Annotated in this window: 15 protein-coding genes; 4 read left to right on the top strand and 11 right to left on the bottom strand. The window is 56.5% G+C overall.

Annotated elements, in window-relative coordinates; genetic code table 11:
* Positions 1-321 precede the first annotated feature (321 nt).
* Positions 322-2,301: an autotransporter outer membrane beta-barrel domain-containing protein gene (locus KVT28_RS10115; protein ID WP_217548540.1), complete on the top strand. Its 1,980-nt coding sequence runs from the start codon at positions 322-324 to the stop codon at positions 2,299-2,301.
* A 320-nt stretch (positions 2,302-2,621) separates the two neighbouring features.
* On the top strand, positions 2,622-4,478 hold the full coding sequence (locus tag KVT28_RS10120; RefSeq protein ID WP_217548119.1) for a hypothetical protein: 1,857 nt from the start codon (positions 2,622-2,624) through the stop codon (positions 4,476-4,478).
* A gap of 55 nt (positions 4,479-4,533) precedes the next feature.
* Here KVT28_RS10120 and KVT28_RS10125 read toward each other — a convergent pair whose 3' ends face one another.
* Genes KVT28_RS10125 through KVT28_RS10160 form a run of 8 tightly spaced genes read right to left on the bottom strand, consistent with a single transcriptional unit; the run spans position 4,534 to position 12,063 of the window.
* Positions 4,534-5,922, bottom strand: a complete 1,389-nt coding sequence (locus KVT28_RS10125; RefSeq protein WP_217548121.1) for an FAD-binding oxidoreductase — start codon at positions 5,920-5,922, stop codon at positions 4,534-4,536.
* Between the two features lie 54 nt (positions 5,923-5,976).
* The gene (locus tag KVT28_RS10130) at positions 5,977-6,777 is read right to left on the bottom strand and encodes an ABC transporter permease (RefSeq protein ID WP_217548123.1); all 801 of its coding nucleotides are present in this window, start codon (positions 6,775-6,777) and stop codon (positions 5,977-5,979) included.
* On the bottom strand, positions 6,774-7,607 hold the full coding sequence (locus KVT28_RS10135) for an ABC transporter ATP-binding protein (protein WP_217548126.1): 834 nt from the start codon (positions 7,605-7,607) through the stop codon (positions 6,774-6,776). The genes KVT28_RS10130 and KVT28_RS10135 overlap by 4 nt, the downstream gene beginning before the upstream one ends.
* Positions 7,604-8,575 (bottom strand): ABC transporter substrate-binding protein, encoded by a 972-nt coding sequence (locus KVT28_RS10140; RefSeq protein WP_217548128.1) that lies wholly within the window; start codon positions 8,573-8,575, stop codon positions 7,604-7,606. Before KVT28_RS10140 ends, KVT28_RS10135 begins: the two co-directional genes overlap by 4 nt.
* Before the next feature lie 9 nt (positions 8,576-8,584).
* Positions 8,585-9,463, bottom strand: coding sequence for a creatininase family protein (locus KVT28_RS10145; protein ID WP_217548130.1), 879 nt, complete (start codon positions 9,461-9,463; stop codon positions 8,585-8,587).
* 14 nt (positions 9,464-9,477) lie between these two features.
* A complete protein-coding gene (locus KVT28_RS10150) occupies positions 9,478-9,933 on the bottom strand; it encodes a RidA family protein (RefSeq protein ID WP_101761775.1) in 456 nt (151 codons plus the stop codon).
* A complete protein-coding gene (locus KVT28_RS10155; protein WP_217548132.1) occupies positions 9,923-11,122 on the bottom strand; it encodes an amidohydrolase family protein in 1,200 nt (399 codons plus the stop codon). The genes KVT28_RS10150 and KVT28_RS10155 overlap by 11 nt, the downstream gene beginning before the upstream one ends.
* Positions 11,119-12,063 carry a PDR/VanB family oxidoreductase gene (locus tag KVT28_RS10160; RefSeq protein WP_254633518.1) on the bottom strand — a complete coding sequence of 315 codons (945 nt, stop codon included), beginning with the start codon at positions 12,061-12,063 and terminating at the stop codon, positions 11,119-11,121. The genes KVT28_RS10155 and KVT28_RS10160 overlap by 4 nt, the downstream gene beginning before the upstream one ends.
* A gap of 146 nt (positions 12,064-12,209) precedes the next feature.
* Between KVT28_RS10160 and KVT28_RS10165 the strand changes: the two genes are divergently transcribed.
* A complete protein-coding gene (locus tag KVT28_RS10165) occupies positions 12,210-13,130 on the top strand; it encodes a LysR family transcriptional regulator (protein ID WP_217548137.1) in 921 nt (306 codons plus the stop codon).
* 33 nt (positions 13,131-13,163) lie between these two features.
* Here the strand turns inward: KVT28_RS10165 and KVT28_RS10170 are convergent, their stop codons facing one another.
* Positions 13,164-14,444 carry a glycoside hydrolase family 10 protein gene (locus tag KVT28_RS10170; protein WP_254633519.1) on the bottom strand — a complete coding sequence of 427 codons (1,281 nt, stop codon included), beginning with the start codon at positions 14,442-14,444 and terminating at the stop codon, positions 13,164-13,166.
* A gap of 233 nt (positions 14,445-14,677) precedes the next feature.
* On the opposite strand from KVT28_RS10170, the gene KVT28_RS10175 reads away from it, so the two are divergent.
* Positions 14,678-15,004, top strand: a complete 327-nt coding sequence (locus KVT28_RS10175; RefSeq protein WP_101761446.1) for a hypothetical protein — start codon at positions 14,678-14,680, stop codon at positions 15,002-15,004.
* A gap of 32 nt (positions 15,005-15,036) precedes the next feature.
* On the opposite strand, the gene gabP is transcribed toward KVT28_RS10175, so the two are convergent.
* Positions 15,037-16,431: a GABA permease gene (gabP, locus tag KVT28_RS10180; protein WP_217548139.1), complete on the bottom strand. Its 1,395-nt coding sequence runs from the start codon at positions 16,429-16,431 to the stop codon at positions 15,037-15,039.
* Between the two features lie 94 nt (positions 16,432-16,525).
* Complete coding sequence (gene gabT, locus KVT28_RS10185) at positions 16,526-17,788, bottom strand: 4-aminobutyrate--2-oxoglutarate transaminase (protein ID WP_217548142.1); 1,263 nt, start codon at positions 17,786-17,788, stop codon at positions 16,526-16,528.
* Positions 17,789-17,815: the final 27 nt, after the last annotated feature.

Genomic DNA, 17,815 nt, shown 5'->3' on the forward strand with positions numbered 1-17,815 from the left:
CCGCAGCGCCGCACGGGGTATGTAATTAACCTACCTGATGTTTTCGAAATGTACCGTTCAGAGCGTACTCGCACTCCGCAACACTAGTTATCGGCGGCCTTATTTAAAGGTTTAATTTAAATGCATGTAAAAGGGCTGTTAATAAACTTAAGTTTATTTGCCGCTGCAAACTGGCATAACGCCCCCTTCCTGACTAAATAGTTAAACGTCCTTGATATTTTCTTAACGCATTCCTGATGCGATGTTGCGGGTTCGCTTGATGCGCGGACCTTACCTTTTGCCGGTCAGACGCTGCATCTCTGGCCCATCACGGAGTTGATGATGAACAACCACAAATCTGCGCTTTCTGCCGTCGCCATCGCCACACTCACTGCGTTGTTGACGCCCGCACCTGCGCTGGCATGGGACAGGCTGACCGTGTTTGGCGATAGCTTGAGTGATAGCGGCAATGTGGGCCGCTTTACCTTCGACGGTGCACAACATCCTTTATATGATGAAATTCTTGCCGCGCATTTGGGGGAGGATTTACAGCGCTCAACGTTAGGCGGCAGCAATTATGCGCAGGGTGGCGCGGTATCGGTACCCAAGCTCGATCCTGATTTAAACACCCAGGATCAGCTGGCGGGTTATCTCGCTTCAACCGGCGGTCGCGCGGATAGCAACGGTTTGTATATTCACTGGGTCGGTGCCAATGACATCGCCGTTGCCGTCACCAATCCCTTAACCGCCAGTGAAACCATCAGCAACAGCGCCAATCAATCGGTTGCGCAAATTAAAACCCTGCTGGATGCCGGCGCAGGCGCAGTGATTGTGCCCACCGTGCCGCAGCTCGGCTCAACGCCCTATATGATTCAAACCGTGCTGCGCGTGTTGGGAAGTGAAGCCACACCAGCGATGGTGGCGGCGTTTCAGTCACTGGATGGCGTGACCACGCCAGATAAAGCCGCGCGACAGCAAGCGGTGCAGGATGCCTTCACGCAAGCGGCAGGCGAAGTTTCGTCGGTTCCAGCGGTGCGTGACGCGCTGGCGCAACAGCTTTATAACGCATGGCAGGAGCTGAGCGAGCAGGTCACGGCGCTCTCCGACGGTTATAACCAGCAGGAAGAAGCGGGGCTGGCGACCTTGAATGGCAATATTGTGCGCGTGGATATCGCCGGGCTGTTCGATGAAGTGATCGCCAATCCGACCCAATATGGCTTAACCAACACCATTGGCATCGCTTGTCCGATTGGCACCTCAGCGGATGAGTGTCAATCCAGCACGCCGGGCTTCTCCACGGCGCAGGATTATCTGTTTGCCGATCGTCTGCACCCGAGCCCAGCGGTGCACGCGATGATTGCCGATTACATCCAGTCGATTCTGGATGCGCCAGCGCAGGTGGCGGCGTTATCACAATCGCCACTGATGATGGCGCGTGATACGCAAAACACGCTGGATGGACATTTGCAGCAGCAGCGTCAACAGCCCGCCAGCGCCGGAAAGTTCACGTTATTTGGCGGCTATGCCGGGCAACATGTCGATTATCAGGGCGACAGCTGGAGCGATGGAAATGCCAACACCACCAACTTAACGCTGGGTATCGGCTATCAGATCACCGACAACTGGCAAACGGGTGTGCTGTTCTCCAACACCAATCAGCGCCAGGAACCTTCGTCGAACTACGACTACAAACTACGCGGCAATCTGGTGGCGCTTTACAGCCAGCTGACGGTGTTCGATCAGGGCTGGATTAACGCCGATCTGCATTATGCCGATCTCGATTTCGACAGCATCGAGCGTGATATCCACATTGGCCCGTCCAAACGTACCGAGCAGGGTAGCACCAGCGGTAAATTGCTCGGCATGCGCGTGCAGACTGGCTGGACGCTGCCAATTACTGAAAATCTCAGCACCGGGCCGGTTGCCAGTTACGCGCTGGATTACGGTCGCGTCGGCGGCTATAGCGAGAACAGCGACAGCAGTACCGCAATGCGCTACTCCGATCAAACCACCCATTCACAGATTGGCTCAGTGGGTTGGCGCATCGACAGCAAACAGTGGGTGGTTAATCCCTGGGCACAGGTGAGCTACAACCATCAGTTTGGCGATACCGATTCCACGGTGCGTGCCGGGTTGAAATCAACGCGTACTTCGTTTGAACGCAGCGTCGAGGCGCGCGATAAAAACTGGCTGGATCTGTCGCTGGGTGCCAACGTGCCGCTCGGCGAAACGGTGAATGCGTTTGCCGGGGTTTCAACCGTCGGTGGGAATAGCGATTACCATCAGGTGACCTGGAATGTCGGTGTGAACGCCACGTTCTAAGCATGCAGGCCAGTAACTGTTAGTTGCTGGCCTGTTAATTTATAACGATCACAAATGCTTTCTCTGCTTAGCAATCAACCTTGTAATTCCGCGTAACCTCTCCTGTTTCGTGCCATGTAAATAAAGAAGTTGTCTGCGATTAATCTGTAAATCGCCTCGCTGCCGCTACGCTTTTTTCCATTAATCATATTGTTGTCTGGCCATGCAAAAATCACATAAGTCAAATGCCCCAGTTAGCGTGGTACGCATCAACACATTAATTTTCAGTTACTTATACTCGATGGTGCAGTTACTTTCTCTTAATAGTTAAGGGGTACACCATGGCGAATGCGTCCAGCAATACGAATACCACACCACAAAACACTGTCACGGCGGCGGCTCCGGTTATTCAGGTCATAGATATCGAACAGCTCAAAGCCACCGAACCCACCACCGGCGGTGAACTTGCTACGGTGCTGGAATATAAGCGCGGAACGAAAGCCGGCGGCGGCGTATTTGTTTATGACGCAACAGATACCACATCGCCAGACGATGGTGGGTTGGTGATTGTGACAGCGGGAAAGAAACGCTGGAAAAGGGTGATACTGGATTATAACTCGGTCACCGTGCTGGATTTTGGCGCGGTGCCTGACGGGAAAACCGACTGCATCGAGGCGGTAAAACGTATGTTTAACTGGTCGCAGCGCGTGCTGCCATCAGCAGGGATACGTTTTACTGCGGGCGAATTTAGTATGTCGACGTTTGATATCTCAGATAAAGAAATTAACCGTTTTAAGGTGACCGGTGCGGCGGTCAATTTCGGTTATTTTCCAACAACGACGTTGTTTTTCGACTGGGATACCAAACCTCGTGGTCAACATTTCTTTAAAGTGCAGGCACGCTATGCCGAAATTTCTGGGCTGGTTGTGAAAGGCAAGAGTTCGGACAGCGGTGGTGATGGCGGCACGGCGTTCAATAATGTCGGTTTCTATGCCAACACCATTATCGGCGGCCAGTTCTTGCGCGTCAGCAGTATGGAATTCCGCTATTTGGGCGGACGCGCGCTTGATCTTATCGATACGCTGGATTGTAAAATCGACCAGTTCTATTCCCGTGGTTGTCAGGACAGCATTGTTTATGCTCGTTGGTCCGATCGCCAACAAGGCGCGTGGGATCACTCTACGGCAATTGAGCTGTCGAATTTTAACTTACAAGGCAGCACGAAGAAGCCAGTATTGGATCTTCCGCGCTGTACGCAATCCTTTATTCGCAACGGCTGGATTGAACACTCCGAATTCGCCGGTGATCTCTCCAATGGCCAGTGGGTGATTGAGGGATTAGCGATTGAATCCACCGATAACCCATTAAAACTGGGTTATTGCCGCGCCACTATAATTCAAAAAAGTATTCATAACCAAAGTGCCGGATTCGATTACAGCACCGAAGGTATTGAGCCGTGGACGCTTATCGGTGAAGGCGATCGTGGCGTACTGGAAATGTCGGATTGGGGAATCGTTGCGCAAGGTTCATTGAGTTATGACTATATCTCCTCGCAGTATCACATGGATAATCAGGGGAAGGAGGCTGAACAGTGGTTTTATGTCGGGGAATTCGCTTTCTCTAATGCCAACTCGCAAATACATGTGCGCATTATTGGCACCGCACAATTCCTCTCACAAAGTGCAACCCAAACTGACTTTAGTAGCCGTACGCCGGAAGGCGTGGCAAATATCTATCTGCAGGCAAGAAATGGTGCAGATTCTATTGGCAGCTGGTACGGCGAGGGTTCCAGTCCGGTGACCAAAGTGCATATTTCGGGTAATGGTGCCCGAACCAAACTCTATGTGAAAATTGCGGGCTTTACCGCCTATTCCATTGCGCTCGTCGATACCAATGGCAAAGACCGATACCAGGCTGGAAATTGCTTTATTTTCCGTAAAAGCTTCACGGCCTGTAGCGCCGAAGAGAGCACCAGACTGAATGCGGAGAAAGTTGTTGCCTTTGAACAGCACTGGATTGGTAATAAACAAGTTGGCTTTGGGTACAACGACAATAAAGAGTTGTTATTGCATGGTCCGGTGTTCGAAAAGAGCGTGCAAAATCCCGATGGATCATGGAGAACGCGTCGTTTCTTAAAAGTTCGAGTCAATGGAACGGAGCGCAGTATTGAATTGCACAGTGCTACCGATCCCTATTAATTTTATCGAGCCAGCAATTGAGGTTGCTGGCTCGACAATAATAAAATCTACGTGGTTAATTGACGCCAGGGATAGGCACATCCGGTAACGTATCGCGTACTTCCCAGCCGCGCAATTTGCCGGGATTTAATAAATTGTGGGGATCACAGGCGCGTTTCATCGCCACCACATCAGCACGCACCATGCCCTGTTTGCCATCTTCAATATGAATCACATGTGGATTATTAATATTCACGCCATTCGTGCGGTAAGTAGCCATAATCGCGTTGAGGCGATCTTCGTCCTGATAACGCACCAACGGTAAACCGCTACAGGTAATGCTGCCGTTCATATCGCGTAAGAATTCAATGTGCGACATCACCTCATCGGATAATTGCGCTTCCAGCGTTAACGCCTGCTGCAAATAGTTATCCGTCGTATAAGCAGTTTGCAGGTAAGTTAGCGTCTTATCGATTTTCAGCGCCTGCAGCGTGGTGTGATTCCAGCAATATTCGATCAGCGAATGGCCGCTGTTTTCCCCTGAGCCAACATGCAGCGCATTGCGGCCCGCATGCTGGCTCAGCAGCGCAGGTAACAGCCCGTCGCTTTCGCTGCCCACCACGGAAATCACCCCATGTTTGCCCGCCACATCGGCATCGGCCAGATCGCTGAAGTAATCAAGCACCGGCGCGGCGAACACGGCGATTTGGCGCTTCACCATGCCCGGCGAACGGGCCAGCGCATCGGCAAAGGCCATCGCCGTAGGGAAGTCGTTGAAAGTGTCGAGACGTTCGATCCAGTCGTGGCGCGGTGCCAGCGCCAGTTCAATCTCCAGCACGATGCCATTGCTGCCGTACGCGTGATGCAGCAGCAGCGCATCCGGCGCTTGCAGGGTGATAATGCGCGGCGTCTCTTCCATGGTCATCAGGCGCACCGACAACACATTGCCTGGCGCGGCCAGCGGACCGTAATTAATCGAACCTACGCCGCCAAATCCGCCGCCAAACAGGCCGCCGAGCGTCGCCAGTTTCCAGGTGGAGGGCATGCAGCGCAGCTCCCAGCCAAGTGGACGCGTATGCGCTTCGAGGTCGCCAAGGCGAATGCCTGCCTGCGCACGCACCGTGCCGTGGCCGACGGCGGTCACCGCGTTGAGACGCGTCATATCAACCATCAAGCCGCCATGCAGCGGAATCAGCTGACCGTAATTGCCGGTGCCGCCGCCGCGCAGATTGAGCGGCACGCGCTGTTTAGTGCAAGCCGCGACGATGAGCGCCAGCTCCTGTTCATCACGCGGACGTACCGCCAGTTCGGCAAACTTCGCTTCCAGCTGCGGTTTCAAGACCGGGCTGAACCAGTGGAAATCGCGCGACAGACGTTTGACCTTCGGCGCTTCTTTGATCCAGTCGAGTTCAGGCAACGCCGCGACCAGCGCCGCCAGTGCAGACTGGCGATCGGAATCAGACATGTTTATTTCCTGTGTGAAAAGGGTTATTGCGCCGCTACGGCGCATGCGTGTTTCTTAACTGGGGCTCAATTCACTCTCATGCCATGCCGCCAGCACGCGGCGCGTTAGCCACGACATCAGCGCGAACAGCAGGAAGCCTGCCAGTGAAATCAGCAGCAGCGCGGCAAACATCAGCGGGATATTGAGCTGATAACCGGCCTGCAAAATCTGGTACGCCAGCCCGGTATCGGTGCCGCCGGTGCCAGCGACAAACTCTGCCACCACCGCACCAATCAGCGATAAGCCGCTGGAGATGCGCAGCGCGCCGAAGAAGTACGGCAGCGCCGAAGGAATACGCAGGCGCAGCAGAATCTGCATGCGTGACGCATGATTAAGGCGGAAATAGCTCAGCAATCCTGGCGACACGCTACGCAGACCTTGCGTGGTATTGGAAATTATTGGAAACACCGCCATTAAGGTGGCGCACACCACCAGCGACAGCGTGGTGTCTTTCACCCAGATGATGATCAGCGGCGCGATAGCGACAATCGGCGTCACCTGCAAGAACACGATGTAGGGAAAAAGGGCGGTCTCAATGAAACGATTTTGCACCAGCAGAAACGCCATAATCGAACCAATCACAATCGCCACCGCAAAGGAGATAACGGTGATTTTCAGGGTGTAGAGCAATGACATAAACAGCGTCGGGAAGTTCTGCACCAGACTTTGCGCCACCACTAGCGGCGACGGCACCAGAAACACCGGCACCTTGAAGGTGGTGACCAGAAACTGCCACAGCAGCAGCATGGCGACCGCGACGATGGCGGGGAACAGCCACTGCTGAAATTGTCGATGGGACGCTAAGGGTTTCATCATTGACTCTCCTTGCTCGCCGCCAGCAGGCCGCGTTGCAACTGTTGCGCATAATGCGTGAAATCCTGGCTGACGCGGAACTCATCGTCGCGCGGCAACGTGGTTTCAATGCGGATGTCATCTACCACGCGTCCGGGGCGCGCCGCCATCATAATCACCCGCTGCGACAGAAATACCGCTTCCTGAATTGAGTGGGTGACAAACACCACCGTCAGCTTCTGCTCCTGCCACAAATCCAGCAGATCGCTGTCCAGCTTGTTACGGGTGATCTCGTCCAGCGCGCCAAACGGCTCATCCATCAGCAGCACCTTCGGGCGCGTGACCAGGCCGCGCGCTATCGACACGCGCATCTGCATGCCGCCGGAAAGCTCGCGCGGCAATACGTGACCAAACTGGCCGAGACCGACCAGCTCGAGGATTTCGCGCACGCGGGTGTCCGCTTCGGCACGCGGCACGCCTGCCAAATCGAGCGGAAGACGCACGTTTTTGTGCACGTTGCTCCACGGCATCAGCGTCGCTTCCTGAAACACAAACGACAGCGGCAGATCGCGCTGATTTTCGCGCCGATCGCGGCGAAACAGCATTAACTTGCCATCGGTGGGCTCAATCAGCCCGGCGATCATTTTCAGCAAGGTGCTTTTGCCGCAGCCGGACGGGCCGAGCAGCGAGACAAATTCGCCCTGACGAATAGTGAGATCGACCGGCAGCAGTGCGCGCGTACCGTTGGGATAAATTTTCTCCGCTGACAGCACCTCAATCGCCGGTGGCGCCGCAGAACGCGGCACCGCTTGCGTATCGGGATGCAGCAGCGTCAAATGGCTGGCGCTATTCATGGCAGAACCTTGACATCTTGGATGAATTTCAGCGTGTAGCTGCCGTCAAACGGCACTTTGGCCGCATCGATCAGCTTGGTATCGACCAGCAGCTGCCAGGTTTGCTTGAGGCGCGCTTCGGTCATGATGCCGATGCCACCGGTTTGCACATCGCCGCCGGTCAGCATCTGGTATTTCTTCATCTGCGCAATGCCGAAAGCGATCTGTTCATCGCTCATCTGCGGGTTCTCTTTCTTGATCAGCACGTTGCCAGCGGCAGGATCTTGCAGATAGTTTTTCCAGCCCTGCATCGACGCTTTCACAAACGCCGCCACCGCAGCCGGCCGTTTCTCAATGGTCGATTTCATGCACACGATGCTGTTGCCGTACGGCGGATAACCCCAATCGCTGATCGGGTAAACATTGGCCTGCGCATTGGCTTTTTGCACCGCAAACGGTTCGGAGGTGATATAGCCTTGCTGCACCAGATTTTTATCGGCGAGGAACGGCTGAATGCTGAAGGTGTAAGGACGCACGCGGGCATTTTTCAGCTTCAGCGCGCTCTGCGCCCACGGCCAATATGAGGTATAGGCTTCCGCCGCCAGCAGGAAGGTTTTGCCCTGCAAATCGGCCTGGTTTTTCACATCCGGATGGGTGAGAAAGGCAATCGCCGAGTGCTGGAAGGTGGTGGCAACCGGCATCGCCTGCACGCCTTGCTGCCAGATTTCCAGCGCCTGCATGTTATCGCTGATAATGCAGTCGGCCTGACCGGCCGCCATCAGCTGCATGGTATGCACCTGCGGACCGCCCATCTTGATGGTGACGTCGAGGCCGGCATCGCGATAGAGATTCTGCGCCTGCGCCTGATAGAAGCCGCCGTGTTCGGCCTGCGCATACCAGTTGGTCATAAAGGTGAATTTCTCCGCCGCCATGCTCGGGGCCGAGAGTGCCAGCGCAAGCGCGGCAACAGTGCTCAATGTTTTTTTCATCGTTATTCCCTAGCGAGGTGTTAAAAAGGCGGCTGCGTCATGGTGATCTAATACTTTGCCTTGCCACTGGCCGGTGCCCCACGCCGGTTCGGCGCGGGTTACCCATGTCATCTGGTGCACTTCGGTAATCACCTGCGCCCAGCTTTCTGCCAGCGAATCGAGGATGGCCGCGCCTTGCTCCGGCGTGGAGGGCAAAGGATCGCCAATCACGCCGCTCGGGCCGAAATCGTAGGAGGCCCACGCCGCCATCGGTTTGTTGGTCGAAAGCGTCGGGCAGGGGAATGCCGGCGGATAATTAGCCACTGCTTTATCCATCTGCACGGTATCGGGCGCCAGCGCCAGCATCAGCGCGGTTTCGGCATGTCCCGCGTGCATCGCCATCTGCCGCTCTTTGTCGTCCATAAAGCTTTCCGCGCAGTTCGGCACTTTAAAGGTGTCTTGCATGATGATGATCATGTCGCCGTGGCGCAGACGCAGCTCGCGCGCCGCCATCTGCAACGGCTGCGGCTGGCCGCCGTGACCGTTAACCATCAGGAACTTGCGGAAACCGGCGCGATAGAGTGATTCGCCAATCTCCAGAATGGTATGCAGCAGGGTTTCGCCGGTCAGCGTTAGCGTGCCGGGAAAATGCAGATGCTCATCCGATTTGCCGTAGGTGATCGGCGGAATGGCGTAGGCCGGGATTTCCGCCGGTAAACGCGCCAGCGCATGGCCGACCACGCCGGAGGCGATCACGCTATCCACCGCGCACGGCAGATGCGGGCCGTGCTGCTCAATCGCGCCGGTCGGCAAGACGATGACGGTGTTGGCTTTATTTTCCAGCGTGGCGATGTCGGTCCAGCTCAGGTACGGCAAAAAGCGGTTTGCCGGAATATAACCATGAAACATTTGAACTCCTCGTGTTATTGCGGCAACCACGCCGTGGCTTCAACTTCAATTAAGACGTCCGGACTCGGCAGCATCTCGCTCACCTGCACCACGGTAGAAACCGGCGGCGCATCGGGAAAAAATTGCTTACGTACCCGGCTGTAGTGGGGAAAATGGTCGAGATTGCGGAAGTACTGCACCAGTTTGAAGACATCGCTCATCTGGCCACCGGCGCTTTCGATGGTGGTGCGGATGCTCTCCAGCACGTACCAGCTCTGCGCCAGAATCGGCCCCTCTTTAATATCGGTGGAGAACTCGCCAGTGCGGCCAAGCAGCTGTTGCGCCGCTGCGGGAATGTCGTCGTAGCCGCGCACAATGGTGGCAGTTTGTGGGTTCACCGGAATAATGCCGGAGAGAAAGATGAAGTCACCCGCGCGTCGCCACGCGGCATATTTCGCCAGCGGTTTTCCCGCTCCTGCATCAAGCGCCATCTGTTGTTTCTCCATAACGCACACCCCTTTTCAGCCGATAGCGCTGACGTTGACGCAACGGCCAGCTCGCCACATCGGCATACGGAAAAATCACCAAATCATTGGCCAGCAGCGCGCGGCGTTGGCAGATCAGCGCGGAGGCCTGATCAAACGCCGCGCCCAGTTGCAGGCTCAGCAAACCGCTAAACAGCGTATCGAGCGGGTCGTAACTGCCAAACGGACAGAATGCGTCCTGCACGTTGTCCGCGCCGAGCAGCAGCGGAATGCCCAGCGCCTGCGCCTCTTTCACCAGCGTTAAACCGCGCAAACGCGGCGTGCGGCCGGGCACCGCGTCCTGTAACAGCAGGTTGGTGAGCGGCAGCGCAATCAACGTCACATTGTGTTGCGCCAGTAAGGCAAGAATCTGTTGCGCATCGTCCTGCTGCGCCAGCGCGCAGCTGTGGCTGCAGGTGATCGCGCCGCTAAATGGATGCTGCTGCAAATAGTGCGCCAGCCAGCGCAATCCCTGCGCCTCGACGTTAAGTTCTTCATCAATATGCAGATCAATATCCAGCTGCCACAATTCGGCGGCTTCCATCAGATGCTGAAACGCCTGCGCATCCCAGTTGCTGCTGTGAATAAAGCCGCCCAATAGCGCGCCGGGACCGCTGGTCGCGACCTGCGCGGCAATATGCTGCGCATCGCTGGCGTCGGCAAAGAAGGTGAGTGGCGCGAGGGCCACGCGCTCAATGCTGCACAGCGGATGGTGCAGATCGCCAATTACTTGCCACGCTAATGGTGCATCAACTGAGAACCAGTCGATGTGGGTGCGCAGCAAACCGACGCCAGCTTCTACCGCCCAGCGCAGCGCCTGCGTAGCGCGCTGCTGCAGATCTGCTGTGTTCCAGTGCGCGCGGTCCTGATGCATGGCAGCAATCGCGGCCAGCAAACCGGGCTGTTGCGCCGGGCTGCGTTGAATAGTGAAGGTTTTATCCAGATGCGCGTGCGGTTCGATAAACGCGGGCAGCACCAGCGCGCCGTGAAGCGGCAGATAATCAGCCGGTGCTGCTGCATGGTCGGGTTCGAATTGCAGGCCCGCGGCGTGGAAATGTAAGGTCGCCAGCTGCGGTTGATTGTTGGCTTCAGGCCAGTTTTCTGGCAGCAGCCAGCGGGGTAAACGTGCGCCGGTCGCACCCGGATAGCCGCTCATAGATCCAGTACCAATAAAGGTGAACGCGCACGTGAACAGCACAGCACGATGCAATCGTTGGCCGCACGCTCTTGCTGGCTCAGCACATCATCACGGTGATCCGGCTCGCCCGCCAACACGCCGGTGATGCAGGCGCCGCACATGCCTTGTTCGCAGGAGAGTTCGATTTCAATCCCTGCTTCTTCAAGTACTTCAGCGATGGTTTGTTGCTCGCCCACGGCAAAGCGTGCGCCGGAGGAGGCGAGCTGCACTTCGAAGGCAGCGCCAGCCATCAGCGAAGATGTGGATTGGAAGCGCTCGCTGTGCAGCTGTGCTTCGTCCCAGCCATGTTGTAATGCCAGCCGCTGCAGATGATGCATAAAACCCGCCGGGCCGCAGAACACCAGCGCAGCGTTGTCTGGCTGGGTGAGATCGTCGGGAACGCGCTGGCGCAGGCTGTCGCCTTCGCTGCTGTAGTGGATGACCACGCACGCGCCGAGATTGCACAGACGTTGGCTGAAAGCCAGTTGGTCGGCATGTTTCAGGTAAAGGTGCAGGGTGAAATCCGCCTGACGCGCCGCCAGTGCTTCGGCCATCACCAACAGCGGCGTCAAGCCGATGCCGGCGGCAAACAGCAGCGTGCGCGACGCGTGCGGCAGCGGAAAGTGGTTACGTGGCGCGGATATCTCTAGCTTATCGCCGGTGGTTAACTGCTGATGCAGCCAGCGCGATCCGCCGGTTGAACACTCATCCAAACGTACGCAGATTTCATAATGATCGGCTGGCGCAGAGCAGAGCGAATACTGGCGTTTACCGCAGCCGGGAATAATGACATCGATGTGCGCGCCGGGCGTGAAAGCAGGCAGCGGCTGCCCGCTGCGATTCGCCAGCGTCAGTAATACATTGCCTGCACCGTTGAACTGCTTTGCGATGACGGTGACGACGAGAGGATTGGATTTCATCATCTATCTGCCTGAGCAGGGATGTCGTCAGCTGGAAGGCCGCGCAAACCCTTGTTTTAATCATGGCAGCGATTATTATTTTGCCCATGTGTAAGCGTCCATCTGTTTAATTCGCATGATGCGTTGCAAAAAAGAGAGCACCTCTTATGTTCGCCTTCTCCCGATTTCTGCTCTATTTCACTGAGGTGGCCCGCCAGGGTTCGCTGCGCAAGGCTTCTGAGGTGCTGCACGTCTCGGCATCCTCAATCGATCGGCAGATCCTGCGCGTGGAGGAACAGCTGGATATGCCGCTATTTGAGCGCCATCCATCAGGATTACGTATGACCGCAGCGGGTGAGATCCTGCTGAATGCGGCGAAAAACTGGCAGCGGGATTTTGGCCGCGTCTGCACGCAGCTGGATGATTTGCGCGGATTACGTCACGGCCATGTACATATCGCCACCATTGATGCGATTAATCGCGGCTTTTTTTCATCGATTTTGCAGCGCATTCGCAGCGACTATCCCGGCATCTCCTTCACGCTGACCACCATGAGCAACATCCACATCGCCAATGCGCTGACCTCGGGCGATGCGGATTTCGGCATCATGCTTAATCCGCAAAGTTCGCGCGAGTTGCTGGTGAAGTCGTTTGCCGATTTACGTCTGGGTATTGTGGTGAGCAGTCAACATCCGCTGGCCAATCTGGAGTCGATCCGTTTCAGCCACTGCGAATCCTGGCCATTTATCGTGCCCGCCGCGCCGCTGATGCTGGCCGATCCGCTGGAGGCGCTGATCAACAGTTCGGGCATTAAGATCAACGAAGTGGCGCGCACCAATAACATTCATATGCTGCGTTCACTGGTGCGTGATGATGTGGGGATAAGCCTGATGTGCTGGCTGGATATCGTTGATGAGTATCGGCGCGGTGAACTGAAGTTTATTCCGCTGATCGATACGGTGCTGAAGCCATTTACCTTGTCGCTGTGTGTTGCGCCGCAGCGCCAGCTTTCGATTGCCGCTTCGATGATGCTGCGCGAGCTGGAATCTTTTTTTGCACTGATGCAGAGAGAGGAGTTGCTGGCGTAATCGGTCGCCATGAGTGGCGACCTTACGATAATGTTAATCGCCCCAACGGCTGCGCAAATAATTCACCGCATCCTGGGTTTGTGGCTGATTAAGGTAATTTTCGCGGAACAAAATGGTGCCGTTAATCTGCGGTAGCGACTCGTTGAGATCGAGTTGCTTTTGCAACTCCGGCACGCCGCCGTTCACCGTCCAGTCAGGTTCACTTTTCGACGCTTCGCCGATTTTGTACAGCGCCACACCGATATAGAGCCGAGTGTGCGTTGGCTTCACCACGTCCGCCCACCAGTGGGCTAACACGTCATAACGGGCGGCCTGGCGCGCAAACGGCCAGTAAAGCTGCGGCGCGATGTAATCCAGCAGTCCCATTTGCACCCAGCGACGCGTATCGGCGTAGGCTTCGTCGTAGGCGGCCGCGCCGCGCGTGTCGGAGCCCGCCGCATCATGCGACAGATTGCGCCACACGCCTGCCGGGCTGACGCCAAATTCTACGTTCGGGTTCAGTTGCTTGATGGTGCGCGACACCTGCTCAATTAATAGCAGCGTGTTGTTGCGCCGCCAGTCAGCTTTCGATGCAAAACCCTGACCATACTGGCGGAACGTGGCGCTGTCGTTGAGGGTTGAACCGGGCGTTTCAGTATAGAAATAGTCATCGAACTGCACGCCGTCGATCGGATAGTGCGACACCACTTCCGCAACGATGCTGGTGATCCAGTCGCGCGCGGCGGGGATGCCGGGATCGAGCACGAAGCGGTCGCTGGCGGTGCGGATCCAGTCGCGATGCAGCACAAATACGCTGGCCGGTTGCAGCGCAAGCGTATTATTCAGCGCGTTAACCGTGGAAGGTTTGACGTTGGTCGAGACGCGATATGGGTTGAACCACGCGTGCACCTTCATGCCGCGTTTGTGCGCCTCATCCAGCATAAATTTCAGCGGATCGTAGCCGGGATCTTCACCAATCCTGCCGGTGAGCATATCTGACCACGGCAAGATGCTGGAGCGCCACAGCGCGGTGCCATCCGGCTTTACCTGGAAAAATACCGCATTGATGCCGAGGCTTTTCAGTTTATCTAGCTTATCGGTCAACGCCTGTTGCTGCTGGTGGATGCGGTTGGCCGGGCTGGCATTCACGGAATTGATTGGCGGCCAGTCGAGGCGTGAAACGGTGGTGAGCCACACGCCGCGTACCGGTTCTTTGCTCAGCGCTGGTTTAGTCGGCATTGGCGGTTTGGTGACCGTCGGCAACGGCGTGACCAGCGATTTCGGTGGCGGCGAGGAGCAACTGGCCAGCGAGAGGGCGACAGCAATGGCGACCAGCGCAGCGGATTTTTTATAGGTGTTAACCCAGGGAAAACGATGTGAACAGGCTATGATAAACTCCCTTTTTTGCAACTTTCTGTTCGAAGAGCCTCATTCTCTTATCATGCGAACTAAAGTCAATAATGGTGTCATGGTTTGCACGATGAATCGCGCCGCTACGGATAAGTACGGGATTTTGTAGCGTCGCAATGAGTTGCACGCAGTAAATTTATTTGAGGAACCCAAAACCTATGCAATACGAAGACCTTTATCGCCGTATCGGCCAGATCATCTTTAGCTGTGGCCCGCAAGGTGCGCGGGAATTGATCGTTCAGGCTGAACTGTTTGCGGACGATGATGGCGGGCAGTTTCAGTTCGATTACATCGATGAAAACGGTGAACCGGATTGGTTTGAACCCGATGCGCGCGCGATAGGCGATCTCTCGGAGGCGCTGAAAGATTTTCAGCAGTACTTCGTGGATAACAATATGACCAACGGTCTGCCGGTGTGGCGTAAATGCGCGATAAACCTCAACGTGCAGGAAGAAGCCATCAGCATCGACGTGCAGTACGACTAAGTTCCGCGGCATCCTTGCCTGGAAGTCATGCGTTACGAACGTAACGCCACCATCTCCTCGTTTTTCCGCGCCACGCGTTTGCGATGCACAATACGGCTGGCGGCGACGACACCCAGCGTCAACAGGCCGGTGGCGATAATCTCTGGACGGTGTTGTTGGTTGAAAAGCATGGCAACCAACACGCCAACGATGAACACCATCGTCGCCCACGTCAGGCCAGGGAACAGCCACATGCGATAGCTGAGGATTTCACCGCGCGCTTCGCGCTTTTTACGCAGCACCAGATGAGACGCGGCGATCACCAGATACACCAGCAACGCGATGGCGCCGGAACTGGCGAGCAGGAACTCAAATACTGCGCTCGGCGCCAGATAGTTAGCGATCACCGCGAGGAAGGCCGCCGCCGTGGAGAGCAACACCGCTACCCACGGCGTGCCGCTGCGGGTGGTGCGCGACGCGACGGCAGGCGCATCTTCACGACGTGAAAGCGAATAGATCATGCGCGATGCGGTATACAGCGCAGAGTTGAGACAGCTACACACCGCAATCAACACCACCACATCAACAATCTGCTTAGCGTAAGGCACGTTCATCATCTGCATCGCCGTCTGGTAAGAACCTGCTTTCATCAGCGACGGCGTATTCCACGGCACCAGCGCCACCACGATGAAGATCGACAGCAGATAGAACAGCGCGATGCGCCAGATCACCGAGTTGGTGGCCTGGGTGATTTGTTTCTTCGGCTCGCGCGATTCGGCGGCGGCAATGGTGACAATCTCGGTACCCATAAAAGAGAACATGGTCGTGAGGATCGCCGCCAGCACCGCGCCGATGCCGTTAGGCATAAAGCCTTGCGTGTCATACAGATGTGAGATCCCCTGCGTGCTGCTGCCCGGAATCAAACCAAACACCGCTAAGCTACCCGCGCAGAGGAACGCCACAATCGCCACCACTTTCAGCAGGGCGAACCAGAATTCAAACTCGCCATAGTTTTTGACGCTGAATAGGTTGCTGATGGTCAGGAATGTGGTGATCGCCAGCGTGTATTCCCACACCGAAACCTGCGGAAACCACGAATGCAGAATGGTGCCAGCGGCATTGGCTTCCAGCGGGATCACTAACACCCAGAACCACCAGTACAGCCAACCGATGGTGAAGCCGGCCCAGCGGCCCAAAGATTTGTCGGCGTAGGTGGAGAATGAGCCGGAATCCGGTGATGCCACCGCCATTTCGGCCAGCATGCGCATAATCAGCACCACCAACGCGCCCGCGGCGATGTAGGCCAGCAGTACCGCCGGACCGGCTTCGGCGATCGCATGGCCAGAGCCAACAAACAATCCGGCACCAATCACGCCACCAATTGATAACATCCGTACATGACGCGGCTTCAGGCCTTGCGCCAGTACATCGGCATTCTGTGAACTCATCAATGTTTCTCCAAAGCGTCTCTCAGGCCGCGCGACGCGCAGCCGGGTTACAACAGGTGAGAAGCCCAGCCCGCCGCGCGAGCTGGGTAGATTGTTACGAATCGGCGTGTTGACTCAGCACACTGCTGAGGATCTCCAGCGCCTGGCCGAACTGCGCATCAGGAATGGTGAGCGGATAGAGGAAGCGGATGACATTGCCCTGCGGGCCACAAGTAAGCAGCAGCAGCCCGCGCGCCATCGCGTGTTGCTGGATGGTTTGCGCGGTTTGCGCGCTGGCGAACTCCACCGCAATCATCGAGCCAAGGCCGCGAATGTCGGTGATGGAGGAATACTGGCTGCGTGCGCTGTGCAGGAAGTCGGTTAACTGCGCACCGAGTTGTTGCGCACGTTCGCACAGCTTCTCGTCGGCGATCACGTCCAGCACCGCATGCGCCGCGGCAATCGCCAGCGGATTGCCAGCGTAGGTGCCACCCAAGCCGCCTGGACCCGGCGCATCCATAATCTCGGCCCGGCCGCTGACCGCCGATAACGGCATGCCGCCCGCGAGGCTTTTCGCCATGGTGATGAGATCCGGTTTCACCGTATAGTGATCCATCGCGAACAATTTGCCGGTGCGGGCAAAGCCGGTTTGTACTTCATCGGCAATCAGCAAAATGCCGTGCTCATCGGCCAGCGACCGCAGGCGGTTGAAGAATTCAGGCGGCGCGACGTGGAAGCCGCCTTCGCCCTGAATTGGCTCCAGCACGATAGCCGCAACATCTTGTGGCGCGATGTCCTGCGCGAAAATATCCTGCAAGCTGGCCAGCGCATCATCAACGCTGATGCCGGTGACGCTGTTGGGATAGCGCGCGTGCCACACCGACGCGGGCATCGGACCGAAGTCGCGTTTGTAAGGGGCCACTTTGCCGGTCATCGCCATGGTCATAAAAGTACGACCGTGGAAGGCGTTGCCGAAGGTGATGATGCCGTGACGACGCGTCGCTGCACGCGCTACTTTAACCGCGTTTTCTACCGCTTCAGCGCCGGTGGAGAAGAATGCAGTTTTGGCTTTACCGGCAATCGGCACCACGCGATTGAGGCGTTCCGCCAGCGCCACATAGCTCTCATACGGCGTCACCTGGAATGCGGTATGGGTAAATTTCTCTAACTGATCGGCAATCGCCTGCACGATGCGCGGATGGCGATGCCCGGTGTTCAGCACCGCGATGCCGCCAGCGAAATCGATCCAGCTGTTGCCTTCACCATCGCGCAGCGTGGCGTTCTCCGCGTGCTCTACGTACCACTGACAAAGATTACCGGTGCCGCGTGGCAGGGCATCATCTTTACGTTGCTGCAACTGGCTGTTTTTACCTTCCATAACCTTTCCTTAGCGATAAGCGTCTTT

It is taken from the genome of Pantoea sp. GbtcB22 (genome assembly GCF_019091025.1).
Taxonomy (GTDB): Bacteria; Pseudomonadota; Gammaproteobacteria; order Enterobacterales; family Enterobacteriaceae; genus Pantoea; species Pantoea leporis.

Bases quoted from the DNA above. Each gene is read 5' to 3' on its own strand.
- KVT28_RS10140 (WP_217548128.1), bottom strand. From the start codon at position 8,575: ATGAAAAAAACATTGAGCACTGTTGCCGCGCTTGCGCTGGCACTCTCG.
- KVT28_RS10145 (WP_217548130.1), bottom strand. From the start codon at position 9,463: ATGTTTCATGGTTATATTCCGGCAAACCGCTTTTTGCCGTACCTGAGC.
- KVT28_RS10150 (WP_101761775.1), bottom strand. From the start codon at position 9,933: ATGGCGCTTGATGCAGGAGCGGGAAAACCGCTGGCGAAATATGCCGCG.
- KVT28_RS10175 (WP_101761446.1), top strand. From the start codon at position 14,678: ATGCAATACGAAGACCTTTATCGCCGTATCGGCCAGATCATCTTTAGC.
- KVT28_RS10115 (WP_217548540.1), top strand. From the start codon at position 322: ATGAACAACCACAAATCTGCGCTTTCTGCCGTCGCCATCGCCACACTC.
- KVT28_RS10155 (WP_217548132.1), bottom strand. From the start codon at position 11,122: ATGAGCGGCTATCCGGGTGCGACCGGCGCACGTTTACCCCGCTGGCTG.
- KVT28_RS10120 (WP_217548119.1), top strand. From the start codon at position 2,622: ATGGCGAATGCGTCCAGCAATACGAATACCACACCACAAAACACTGTC.
- KVT28_RS10130 (WP_217548123.1), bottom strand. From the start codon at position 6,777: ATGATGAAACCCTTAGCGTCCCATCGACAATTTCAGCAGTGGCTGTTC.
- KVT28_RS10135 (WP_217548126.1), bottom strand. From the start codon at position 7,607: ATGAATAGCGCCAGCCATTTGACGCTGCTGCATCCCGATACGCAAGCG.
- KVT28_RS10125 (WP_217548121.1), bottom strand. From the start codon at position 5,922: ATGTCTGATTCCGATCGCCAGTCTGCACTGGCGGCGCTGGTCGCGGCG.
- gabT (WP_217548142.1), bottom strand. From the start codon at position 17,788: ATGGAAGGTAAAAACAGCCAGTTGCAGCAACGTAAAGATGATGCCCTG.
- KVT28_RS10160 (WP_254633518.1), bottom strand. From the start codon at position 12,063: ATGAAATCCAATCCTCTCGTCGTCACCGTCATCGCAAAGCAGTTCAAC.
- gabP (WP_217548139.1), bottom strand. From the start codon at position 16,431: ATGAGTTCACAGAATGCCGATGTACTGGCGCAAGGCCTGAAGCCGCGT.
- KVT28_RS10165 (WP_217548137.1), top strand. From the start codon at position 12,210: ATGTTCGCCTTCTCCCGATTTCTGCTCTATTTCACTGAGGTGGCCCGC.